The sequence below is a fragment of the Candidatus Sodalis sp. SoCistrobi genome, from assembly GCF_900143145.1.
GTDB lineage: Bacteria > Pseudomonadota > Gammaproteobacteria > Enterobacterales > Enterobacteriaceae > SoCistrobi.
Genome location: NZ_FRDB01000087.1, coordinates 1 through 11,278 on the forward strand (window position 1 = coordinate 1; position 11,278 = coordinate 11,278).

An 11,278-nucleotide genomic window follows, 5' to 3' on the forward strand; every position below is an offset into this window, starting at 1 on the left:
CATAGGTATCTACACATTTATCGTGATACCTGTTATTACTTTGCAGAATGATTTCAACCTATCTGTTGGCGGGATTGACTCTCGCCTTACCCGCCGATATCAGACGCTGGTTAAACAGCATATGACGCCCGCGGCTCTTCTTGCTTCTGCGGTTAAAGACCTCGCAAGTGCTCAAAAATCAACTTTCGCAACTACCCAAGCTGTCTGGCGTTTTCTGAATAATAAGCGAATTAGCTTCAGTCAACTCAATGAGCCAATTATTTCGCTAGCACTTGAGCAAATTTCGCTTAGCCCGCATCCATACGCTCTCGTTGTTCATGATTGGTCACGTTTACAATTTCTTTACCATCATGCCAAATACGGACGCTTAAAAATGACGCACGGTGGCGATGTTGGATATGAACTTCAAAGCAGCTTGCTGGTTGATGCTGGCACGGGTTTGCCAATAGCGCCTCTATCTCAGACACTTACCGATGCAACCGGTTGTCATTCAACGTTGGCGGAAGGACTGTCCGAACGGCAGACACATATGGACGCCTTGACGACCGATATTGCCCGTGTGGAATCGCTTAATATAGGTAAAAAGCTGATTCATATAATTGATAGAGAGGGTGACTCTATTGGACATATGCGGACGTTGAGTACTCAAGGAATATGCTGGCTTATCCGAGGAAAAGAAGGACATGGTGCAGAGTGGCAAGGTAATTCATTGAAAATTGGTGAGATTGCTGCTCTTCTGCCATACAACGGATGCGGACAGGTAGACTGGAAAGGGAAAAAAGCTGATATGGAAATCAGTGAAACCTCGATAGTCATAACCCGAGCTGCGCAGCAGAAGCGTAAAGATAAAGAAACCGGCCGCCGCATAAAAATCCAACCTGGAGAGCCTCTGACGGTCAGATTGGTTGTTGTTCGGCTTACGGATGATCTCGGTAATGTGGTGGGACGCTGGACGCTGCTTACAAACGTTTGCAGCGAGATCACCTGCGAGGAAGTAGCTCGTTGGTATTACTGGCGCTGGAATATTGAATCATTTTTTAAGTTGCTGAAAGGTGCCGGACATGACGTAGAAACATGGCTTCAGCGCAGCGCGCCAGCCGTACTACGCAGGTTGTTAATAGCCAGTATGGCTGCTGTTCTGGTATGGCGGCTGCAACGCGCTGAAGGAGAAGAAAATGCGGCAGCCCGCCAGCTGATATGTCGCTTGTCAGGACGACAGCAAAAGCGAGGCCGCAGAGAGAGCGCTCCTGCTCTGCTCGCTGGCCTATCCATCTTGTTGAATACACTAAAATTATTATCGGAATATAGTCTGGAAGAACTTACTCATTTAGCGAGAGTTGCTCTTAAGCCTCCTCCCTGATGTGTAGATACCTATGCGCCTGCTGGCCGCACTGCCCGATCACCTGGTCAGGCACGGCTTGTCGAGTGCCCATATCAACTTTACCGACCCGTTCGCCGACCGCCTGCTGGCTGAACAGCCGCAATGGCTGATGCGGCTCGGTTGTCAGTATCATTGGCACAATCGGGGTTATCGGGATTTCCAGGATTTCCTCGATACGCTCAATTCGCGCAAGCGCAAGCAGCTGCGCAAAGAGCGCGCGCGGGTGGCGGAGCAGGGGTTCAGTTTCGACTGGCTCGACGGCGATCGAATTAGCGAAGCCCAGTGGGATTTTATTTACGGCTGCTATGCGAATACCTATGCCGTGCGTGGCCAAAGGCCCTATTTGACCCGCGCTTTTTTCAGCCTGCTGGCGGCGGCATTGCCGCACTGTATTCGAGTGGTATTGGCCCGGCGGCAGGGGGAACCCGTTGCGATGGCGTTCTACTTGACCGGCGGCACCAGCTTATTCGGCCGTTATTGGGGGTGTTTGGCGGAGTTCGACGGCCTGCATTTTTAAACCTGTTTCTATCAGGGCATTGAGTATGCCATCGCCGCTGGCCTGACGCGATTCGACGCGGGCGCGCAAGGTGAACATAAGCTTATCCGCGGCTTTGAACCGGTGCTGACCCACTCCTGGCATTATTTGCGCCATCCGGGGTTGCAGGAGGCGGTCGCTGCGTTTCTTGTGCAGGAGAGCGATGCCGTGCGCGGCTGGCTGGAAGAGGCGCGGGGCGCCTTGCCGTTTCGCCAGGGCTGAGGCCGACGCGACGGTGCCTGACAGGGTATGCTCCTGTTAAGGGCAGTTGACGGCGAGGCGAATAGCGACCCCTTGCAGTTAAGAATTCTCGTTGTCACGCTTCTACTGGTGGGATAACGCATCACAACGCGCAGGTAACATCCTCGTCAGCAGGATGCTATCGGCGAGGATTATCGTTACTCCTTATTGGTAATGATTTCCGTCACCTGGCTAATGTCGCCGAGGCGAATTTCGCCGGTGCGGTGCATTTTGCTTTTATCGATCAGCAATAGCGATTGAGCGGCGCGTTTAAGCAGTAGTGATTTGAAGCCGGCATTGTACAGATTGGAATCCCACATTACCCCCGCCTGGTCGATCCCTTCGCAGGAGAAGATAAACAGATCGACCTCCAGATTTTTCAGCTGCGACAAAATGGCCGTGTTGACATAGCAGGCATATTTGCGCTGCAGCGTACCGCCTGAACAGATAAGCCGGATATGCTGGCGTTTGATTAGCGCCTGACAAACACGCACGCTATTGGTAAATACCGTAATATCCATGTCGGGCAACTGTTTGGTCAGATACCAGCAGGTTGAGCTGGCATCCAGCGCGATACACATGCCGGGGTCTATCCAGCGTAACGCCAGCCGGGCGACCTCGGCTTTGCTATTAAGCTGAATTTTCAGCCGGGTGAGAAAAGGATCGCCATTATCCTCGCTGTCCGCTATCACACAGCGGGCCCGCCCATGCTGGCGCAGCACCTTGCCCTGGCTTTGCAGGGCGTTCAAATCGCGACGGATAGTCTCCCGACTAACGTTCAGCATGGAGGCCAGCTGTTCTGTGGTGAGGCTGCCGTGCTGATGCAGCAATTGCACCAGATCCTGTTGACGCATTGTTTTCACCGCACACATCCTTCGCGCTGGCCGGCACTGGGCCGGATAGTCATCGTGGAATCAAGACGAAATGCCTTTTTTCAGCAAAATATTGCCGTAGCGAACGGTTTCCCCCGTCACCACGACGGCGGAGGCGGCCCCGGCACGTTGATAGAAGGCGTCACGACTGATCCACTCCGTGCCCACGCCGGGTTCCTTGCCGAACAACGCCTGGCGGTAGCGCAGCTCCACCGCAAGATCCAGCATGTCGCCGTCAACCGGCGCCATCATCACAACCGGCGGGGCGTAGCTGTCCAAGGCAAACAGCGGCGCCACCGCCGCCAGCAAGTCGGCGACGCGCAGACCGTCCGCCCGTATGACGTGCGGGTTCAGACGATGGGCCGGAAAATGGGCATCGGCGAAGATAATTTCATCACCATGCCCCATTTCCGATAGCGTCTTGAGCAGATCGGGGCTAATGAGGGGGGAAAGGGTGTTCAGCATCTCAATCTCCTTCCGTCATGGCGTCGAGTTGTTCCACCATTTGTTGATAATCGGCGCACTGTTCCCCCGGATAGTAGCGGTAATAACGATAGTTGACCTGCTGGCGCGCGGTTTCCGGCGAATCATAAAAACCGGCGCCGCTCCAGGCGAACATGGCGGCGCCGAGTACGGTGGTTTCGGCGTCCTTCAGCACATTGATCGGCAAATTGAGGACATCGGCCTTGATTTGATTCCACAGGGGATTGCGGCTGCCGCCCCCGACCAGCAATAGCCCGGTGGCGCGAAAGCCGCCGATGTTTTGCAGTACGCTCAGATGATGGCGCAGACGCCAGGCGAGATTCTCCAGCGCGGCGCGGTAAAAATGACCGCGGCTGGAATACAGCGAAAAACCGGTCCAGCGGGTCTGGCGTCGACAATCCAGCAACTGGCCCTGTAATCGCACGCCCTGACAGCCCGGCGGGATAGTCCGGCCCTCGGCAATCATGAGGTCATAGGCGGCAGGTAGCGGATCGTCGGGCCAGTAAAGCTGGCGTACCCACTCCAGCGTGCCCGATGCCAGCCACTGCAGACCGGGGTTGAATAAGCCGCGACAGCTGTCCAGCTCGCAGGTGGAACCTTCATAGCGCGGCAGCAGGCTAGTGTCCACCTGCGGCGTGCGCACCATCAGAATCTCCCAGGTGCCGGAGCTGAGGACGGCCTGATCGAGCGCCGCTCCCGAACCGAACAGGGCAAACTGCGTATCATGCCCGGTGGCGATAACCGGTAGCCCAACGGGTAAACCGAGCCGCGCCGCCATTGATGCGCGCAGCGTGCCGATGACTTCGCCCGCGGCCACCAGGCGGGGGAAAAGATCCGGCGACAGGCCGGTACGCTGTAAAATGGTGTCGCTGAATTTTTCCTGGCGCACGTCAAGCAATTGGCTGGTGCCCGCCATGGTGCGGTCAGTGGTGAATTCACCCGTCAGGCGATGGTTGATAAGCGAAGACAGGAACAGCCAACAGTGCGCCCGCTCCATCAGGCGCGGGTGATTCTGTTTCAGCCACAACAGCTTATAAAGCGTGTTGAAGCTGAACTGGCCAATGCCGGAGAGGACCTGGAGTTCGTTGGGGCTTATCAAACGGCCGATTTGCTCCATAGTCGGCGTTGTACGCGGACATTTCCAACTGATGACGGGATACAGCAGTTCCCCTTGCTGATCCACCGGCGCGCCGTCGACACCGAAGGTCGTTACGGTGAGCGCATGGATATGATCCTGCCTGAGCTGCGGCATAATCTGCTGACAGCAATAGGCGAAACGCTGCAGCAACGGTTCAAGCGGCCAAATATGCCATTGGGGATTTTCTGCCGCCGGCGCAGTGGCGTTGGGGGTGGTAGCCTGGGCGACAAGCCGGCCTTCGGCGTCTACCGCGATGGCGCGGATACTTGTAGCGCCGCAATCCAGCACGATGACAACATCACGATTCATAATTTCTCCTGTCTGCGGGGACGGCGAGGGCGCCGCGTTAGGCATTCAGTTCCGGTAAAGCGGGCCATAATTTTGGCAGGCGCGGTAATCTTGTCCTTCCAAATCCATCCCGTGCGACGCCCACGCGGAAGGACGGAAGATATGCTCCTCGGCGACGTTGTGCATGCACACTGGGATGCGCAGCATTGCCGCCAGCGTCATCAAATCGGCGCCGACATGGCCGGCGGTCAGCACGCCGTGATTAGCGCCCCAGCAGGCCATCACGGACCAGACATCCTTAAACGGTCCACGGTCGGTCAGGCGCGGTACAAACCAGGTGGTAGGCCAGGTGGCGTTGGTGCGGTTATCGAGGTGTTTATGGACAGCCGGCGGTAAATCGACGCTCCAGCCTTCGGCGATTTGCAGCACCGGCCCCAGGCCGCGGATCAGATTGATTCGCGACAGCGTAAAAGGCACGCCGCCAAGGGTAAGGAAGCGGGAAGAAAAGCCGCCACCGCGGAAATATTCGTGGATGGCGGGACACCATTCGGTCGCCGCCAGGCAGGTCGCCGCCTCCTGCGGCGTGATTTCCCAATGCGGCTTGATCGTCGGCCAGCCTTGCGCATCCCGCTGGCGGCAGGCACCGTCAAGGGCGGCAGAGCCGGAATTGATCAGGTGAATCACCCCCGGCGCGGCGTTGCCTTCAAGCGTTTGACCGGTGACCCTTTTTACCGCCTCCGGCGACCAGTAGCTGCGCACGTCGGTAAACACCTGCGCGCTGCCGGTCAGCAAGTGGCCGAACAGCATGCCTACCGCGTTGAGGCTGTCGTTTTCGGTGGCGACGATGAAGGGCTGACGGACGCCCCGCCAGTCGAAAGCGCTATTGAGCAGCGCTTCGGCGATATCGCCGTTGGCATATTGATCGGTCCAATGTCGCTGCCCTTGAAAACCGGCCGCGATGGCGTCAAACCCCTGGGCTTCCTCCGCGAAACCCAGGCTTATCAGGCGTGGATTACCCTGCATCATATCGCGGATGCAAAGCGTCATTTGCAGGCTTTCGCGCAGCACGCCGCGATAACCTTCCGGCGAGCGGCGATGTTCGGCGGCATTGGTATCCTCGCCAAAGCGGAAGTTCGCCTCAGCCCACGCCAGCGCCAGCGCCAGTTCGTCCGTGTCGTAGATCTCGTTTTCGATGCGGCGGCGCAGCTCGGTCATGTCCACCGTCTGTACCTTCATCCCGAGCCAGGCCTCGAAGAAGTGATGGTCGACGATCGAGCCGGCAATCCCCATGGAAACGCCGCCGAGCGACAGGTAACTCCGGCCTTTCATCGCCGCGACCGCGAGGCCGGCGCGGGTGAAGCGCAGCAGGCGGGTCTGCACGTCGGTCGGGATATGATGGTCGCCGGCATCCTGCACCTCGCGTCCGTAAATCGAGAACGCCGGCAGGCCTTTCTGATTGTGGGCGGCGAGCGCCGCGGCCAGGTACACCGCGCCGGGCCGTTCTGTCCCGTTAAAGCCCCAGATGGCTTTCGGACGCAACGGTGCCATGTCGATAGTTTCACTGCCGTAGCACCAGCAGGGCGTGACGGTTATCGTGAGGCCGACCTGACAGGTCTCAAACTGCGCCTCGCAGGCCGCTGCTTCCGCCATGCCAGCGATGCACTGTTCTGCAATAACGCACTCTACCGGCGTACCGCAGGCATGGCGTAAGCGCGCGCTGATGAGCGCCGCGGTGGCGCGTGCCATCGCCATAGTCTGCGCTTCCAGCGACTCGCGCACACCCAATCTGCGTCCGTCGATCACGGGCCGGATGCCAACCCTGGGCAGATTATTCGTTTCAGACATAGTAAATCCTTTTACGAATCGGTTAATGGGACACCGCGGCTTCGCCTGCCTCAGGCTTGACGCCACAGCGGAACCGGGCAAAGAAAAAAATCACGCCAAAGCACAACGCGGGGATCAGCTCGGCGGGCGCGATAGCGCCGGCGGCGTCGCTGACATAGCCCATCACAGGCGTAACGATGCCGCCGCCGACGATGGTCATCACGATGACTGACGCGCCGTATTTGGTGTCGTGCTCAAGCTGACGAATACCGAGCGAAAAGATGGTGGGGTACTGGATAGACATGAACAGGCTGCACAGCGTTAGCGCCAGCAGGCCGTGATGACCCCCGGCGGCGGCGATAAGACAGGTCGACATGGCTGCCAGGGCGCAGACCGCCAGGACCTTCTGCGGCGCGTAACGGCGTATGAGCCAGGTGCCACTGAAACGTCCGACGAAAAAACACACCATCGTGGCGGTCAAATAGTTGGCGGCGAAACCCGGGGTCATATCAGGCACTTCCTCCACGCCATAGCGGATGAGATAGCTCCAGCAGGCGGTTTGCGCCCCGACATAGCAAAATTGGGCCAGCACCGCCCAGCGCCAGTGTCGATAGGCCAGCAGCCGGCGCGCGGCGCAATAAAAACCGCCGGTCTGCCCACCGCCGCTCTCGCTGGGGATCGGAGGAAAAGGGGTAAGCAGAATCAGCAGCGCCACCGTCAGCACTACCGCCACGACCAGCATGTAAGGCGTCTGTACCGCCATCACCAGGCTATGGCGATAACAGGCCAGTGCCTCGGCGGTCATGGTATCGAGCACGTCGGGAGGCTGGTGCGGGACGTGGGTCAGGATGAAACTTTGGCCGAATACCACGGCGATTATCGCGCCGAAGGAGTTGAAGGTTTGCGCCAGATTGATACGAAAATGGCCGCTTTCCTCCGGCCCCAGCACGGTGACAAACGGATTGGCGGCGGTCTCCAGGCAGCCCAGACCTGCGGCGATAATAAACAGACCGGCCAGGAACAGGGAATAATTCATCGTCTGCGCAGCGGGCCAGAACAGCGCGGCACCGGCGGCATAAAAAATCAGCCCGGTAATTATTCCCGCTTTATAATTAAGTCTCTTTATTAATATTCCGGCAGGTATGGGAATAATGAAATAGCCAAAGTAAAAAGAAGATTGAGTTAACCCTGCCTGGAAATTATTAAGATCAAAAGCCTGTTGAAATTGCGGCAACAGGATATCGTTCAAATTGTTGGCAACAGCCAAAAGAAAAAATAATGAGCAGAGTAATGTGAAGGGTGGAAGGTTATTATTGTTCCGGGGACCGGAAGTGATGCGGTATTTTTCTGACGGCAGTAGCGCATTTCCCATATCATCCTCGTCTGGGCCCATACTGCGGCGATGAAGTGAAAGTAGTGGTATTGGCTGTTCAGGCCGGGGCAAGCCGGTGACCTTTTACACCGCTATCAACGGCGTGGTACCCGCCGCTGGCACAATCGATGAGGCTATTGTCAAAATTCATAAACGGCAAAAATATGCGTCAGCTCACATTAAAAATAATTGCCCGGCGTTTTGGGGATTTAATCACCCTAATTAAACAAAAATAATGCCCATTTTGCTTATTGGGCAAGAGAATTTTCTGTGTTCGTTGACCGTATATTTTAATTCGGGGTGAAACGGGCAAATAAAGCGACGTCTCTGCCCGTTTATTGACCGCGAATGACAAACGGCCAACTTTTAGCGAAATTTTAATCTAACTAATGATTAGGAAGCCAGCTTAGTCATGATGGCGATCACAGAACCGGCGTTATTATTTGCCCGGCGTCGGCGGCGGGTAAAGATGTCGGCAATGACAGGGTGGAAGAGGACTCTATTATGAATAAAACTGCGCTGGCGCGCGATATCATTGCTACCTGCTTGCGAATGGGGCAAATGGGCTTAAATCAGGGAACGGCCGGCAATGTCAGCGTGCGTTATCACACCGGGATGCTTATCACGCCGACCGGAATTCCCTATGAACACTTGACCGAACGCCACATCGTGTTCGTGGATGCCGACGGCAGGACTGATTCGGGCAAACGTCCCTCCAGCGAATGGCGTTTTCATCAGGCGGTAACCGTACCCGACCAGACTGTCATGCGGTGGTTCATAATCATGCCGTCTACAGTACGGCGGTGTCTATTCTCAACCGGCCCATCCCCGCCATTCATTACATGATTGCCGCCGCCGGAGGCGACGATGTGCCTTGTGCGCCGTATGCCACTTTTGGCAGCCGTGATTTGGCGATGCATGTGGCGGTAGCGATGCAGAACCGTAAAGCAACGTTGCTGCAGCACCACGGTTTAGTGACCTGCGGCGAAAATCTGGCTCGGGCGCTGTGGCTGGCCCAAGAGGTCGAGATTCTGGCCAGGCTCTATCTCATGATCCTGCCGGTAATGGACCCGGTACCGGTACTGTCAAGGCAGGAAATGGCCCGGGTGCTGGAAAAATTCAGAACCTATGGTCTGCGGGAAGACGGTTGAAAAAGCGCCGCCCGGCAGACATCGGTGGTGCCGCGCGGTCTGATGTCCCGGGCGGACACCCCGCCGCTGCCGTCCTCCGGTTAAAAAACGGACGGGGATCAGGCCCGACGATAGTGCACCACTCGGCTGCGGTGAGTGGTCAGCGCCAGCCGATCATCCTGGAGCGAAAGCAAAATCCGCTTACGCCAGGGACCCTCCTGCGCCGTCGCCAGCAGCCGGCCCGGCCCGAGCGGACGCAGCGTCGCGGTCAGCGGCGAAGGGCCGGGGCCCAGCAGCAGGCGGTCGCCATCGATCGTCAGCTCGCTACGCCACTGCGCCAGCCGCCAGCCGCCAGCGGCCCTGCGCCGGCGTCAGAGTGCGTGCATCCTCGTACGCCGGCACAAAGCGGCGGCGGCGGCGGCGGTGGCAGATGTCTCCTTCCACCGCCTCGCCGTTTTGGCGCAGACGCATCGGCAGATGGCTGGTCAGCGAATAGGCCGTGTCGGACCCTGGGTCGCGATAAAGCGTCTCCTCGGCGTCCAGCCAACTCACGGTGTGTTCCGTTACCTCCAGCCACTCGTCGCCGTGTTCGGCGAGGTACAGACCGGGTGTCAGGCTATGGCCGGCCGGCGGCAAGGGCATAGGTATCTACACATCAGGGAGGAGGCTTAAGAGCAACTCTCGCTAAATGAGTAAGTTCTTCCAGACTATATTCCGATAATAATTTTAGTGTATTCAACAAGATGGATAGGCCAGCGAGCAGAGCAGGAGCGCTCTCTCTGCGGCCTCGCTTTTGCTGTCGTCCTGACAAGCGACATATCAGCTGGCGGGCTGCCGCATTTTCTTCTCCTTCAGCGCGTTGCAGCCGCCATACCAGAACAGCAGCCATACTGGCTATTAACAACCTGCGTAGTACGGCTGGCGCGCTGCGCTGAAGCCATGTTTCTACGTCATGTCCGGCACCTTTCAGCAACTTAAAAAATGATTCAATATTCCAGCGCCAGTAATACCAACGAGCTACTTCCTCGCAGGTGATCTCGCTGCAAACGTTTGTAAGCAGCGTCCAGCGTCCCACCACATTACCGAGATCATCCGTAAGCCGAACAACAACCAATCTGACCGTCAGAGGCTCTCCAGGTTGGATTTTTATGCGGCGGCCGGTTTCTTTATCTTTACGCTTCTGCTGCGCAGCTCGGGTTATGACTATCGAGGTTTCACTGATTTCCATATCAGCTTTTTTCCCTTTCCAGTCTACCTGTCCGCATCCGTTGTATGGCAGAAGAGCAGCAATCTCACCAATTTTCAATGAATTACCTTGCCACTCTGCACCATGTCCTTCTTTTCCTCGGATAAGCCAGCATATTCCTTGAGTACTCAACGTCCGCATATGTCCAATAGAGTCACCCTCTCTATCAATTATATGAATCAGCTTTTTACCTATATTAAGCGATTCCACACGGGCAATATCGGTCGTCAAGGCGTCCATATGTGTCTGCCGTTCGGACAGTCCTTCCGCCAACGTTGAATGACAACCGGTTGCATCGGTAAGTGTCTGAGATAGAGGCGCTATTGGCAAACCCGTGCCAGCATCAACCAGCAAGCTGCTTTGAAGTTCATATCCAACATCGCCACCGTGCGTCATTTTTAAGCGTCCGTATTTGGCATGATGGTAAAGAAATTGTAAACGTGACCAATCATGAACAACGAGAGCGTATGGATGCGGGCTAAGCGAAATTTGCTCAAGTGCTAGCGAAATAATTGGCTCATTGAGTTGACTGAAGCTAATTCGCTTATTATTCAGAAAACGCCAGACAGCTTGGGTAGTTGCGAAAGTTGATTTTTGAGCACTTGCGAGGTCTTTAACCGCAGAAGCAAGAAGAGCCGCGGGCGTCATATGCTGTTTAACCAGCGTCTGATATCGGCGGGTAAGGCGAGAGTCAATCCCGCCAACAGATAGGTTGAAATCATTCTGCAAAGTAATAACAGGTATCACGATAAATGTGTAGATACCTATG

The 11,278-nt window shown here is 56.4% G+C and carries 8 protein-coding genes and 2 pseudogenes; 3 read left to right on the forward strand and 7 right to left on the reverse strand.

Annotation, left to right across the window (positions count from 1 at the left end; genetic code table 11):
* Positions 1 to 1,360, forward strand: a 1,360-nt coding sequence (locus tag CINSTRO3249_RS07705; protein ID WP_254304262.1) for a flagellar biosynthesis protein FlhF, incomplete at its 5' end; no start/stop codon positions are given.
* A 16-nt stretch (positions 1,361 to 1,376) separates the two neighbouring features.
* Positions 1,377 to 2,138 (forward strand): annotated as a pseudogene (locus CINSTRO3249_RS07710) (GNAT family N-acetyltransferase); the annotation flags it as partial.
* A 176-nt stretch (positions 2,139 to 2,314) separates the two neighbouring features.
* On the opposite strand, the gene fucR reads toward CINSTRO3249_RS07710, so the two are convergent.
* Genes fucR through fucP form a run of 5 tightly spaced genes read right to left on the reverse strand, consistent with a single transcriptional unit; the run spans position 2,315 to position 8,133 of the window.
* Positions 2,315 to 3,019 carry an L-fucose operon activator gene (gene fucR / locus CINSTRO3249_RS07715; protein WP_074012849.1) on the reverse strand — a complete coding sequence of 235 codons (705 nt, stop codon included), beginning with the start codon at positions 3,017 to 3,019 and terminating at the stop codon, positions 2,315 to 2,317.
* A 51-nt stretch (positions 3,020 to 3,070) separates the two neighbouring features.
* Complete coding sequence (gene fucU / locus CINSTRO3249_RS07720; protein ID WP_074012845.1) at positions 3,071 to 3,493, reverse strand: L-fucose mutarotase; 423 nt, start codon at positions 3,491 to 3,493, stop codon at positions 3,071 to 3,073.
* A gap of 1 nt (position 3,494) precedes the next feature.
* Positions 3,495 to 4,958 carry an L-fuculokinase gene (gene fucK / locus CINSTRO3249_RS07725; protein ID WP_074012846.1) on the reverse strand — a complete coding sequence of 488 codons (1,464 nt, stop codon included), beginning with the start codon at positions 4,956 to 4,958 and terminating at the stop codon, positions 3,495 to 3,497.
* Between the two features lie 45 nt (positions 4,959 to 5,003).
* The gene (locus CINSTRO3249_RS07730; protein ID WP_074012847.1) at positions 5,004 to 6,782 is read right to left on the reverse strand and encodes an L-fucose isomerase; all 1,779 of its coding nucleotides are present in this window, start codon (positions 6,780 to 6,782) and stop codon (positions 5,004 to 5,006) included.
* Positions 6,783 to 6,804: 22 nt separating this feature from the next.
* Positions 6,805 to 8,133 carry an L-fucose:H+ symporter permease gene (fucP, locus tag CINSTRO3249_RS07735; protein WP_074012850.1) on the reverse strand — a complete coding sequence of 443 codons (1,329 nt, stop codon included), beginning with the start codon at positions 8,131 to 8,133 and terminating at the stop codon, positions 6,805 to 6,807.
* A 504-nt stretch (positions 8,134 to 8,637) separates the two neighbouring features.
* On the opposite strand from fucP, the pseudogene CINSTRO3249_RS07740 reads away from it, so the two are divergent.
* Positions 8,638 to 9,284 (forward strand): annotated as a pseudogene (locus CINSTRO3249_RS07740) (L-fuculose-phosphate aldolase).
* Between the two features lie 303 nt (positions 9,285 to 9,587).
* Here the strand turns inward: CINSTRO3249_RS07740 and CINSTRO3249_RS07745 are convergent.
* Complete coding sequence (locus tag CINSTRO3249_RS07745; RefSeq protein WP_074012848.1) at positions 9,588 to 9,905, reverse strand: hypothetical protein; 318 nt, start codon at positions 9,903 to 9,905, stop codon at positions 9,588 to 9,590.
* A 13-nt stretch (positions 9,906 to 9,918) separates the two neighbouring features.
* On the reverse strand, positions 9,919 to 11,278 hold a 1,360-nt coding region (locus CINSTRO3249_RS07750; RefSeq protein ID WP_254304262.1), incomplete at its 5' end, for a flagellar biosynthesis protein FlhF.

Bases quoted from the DNA above. Each gene is read 5' to 3' on its own strand.
- fucK (WP_074012846.1), bottom strand. From the start codon at position 4,958: ATGAATCGTGATGTTGTCATCGTGCTGGATTGCGGCGCTACAAGTATC.
- CINSTRO3249_RS07745 (WP_074012848.1), bottom strand. From the start codon at position 9,905: ATGCCCTTGCCGCCGGCCGGCCATAGCCTGACACCCGGTCTGTACCTC.
- fucP (WP_074012850.1), bottom strand. From the start codon at position 8,133: ATGGGAAATGCGCTACTGCCGTCAGAAAAATACCGCATCACTTCCGGT.
- fucU (WP_074012845.1), bottom strand. From the start codon at position 3,493: ATGCTGAACACCCTTTCCCCCCTCATTAGCCCCGATCTGCTCAAGACG.
- CINSTRO3249_RS07730 (WP_074012847.1), bottom strand. From the start codon at position 6,782: ATGTCTGAAACGAATAATCTGCCCAGGGTTGGCATCCGGCCCGTGATC.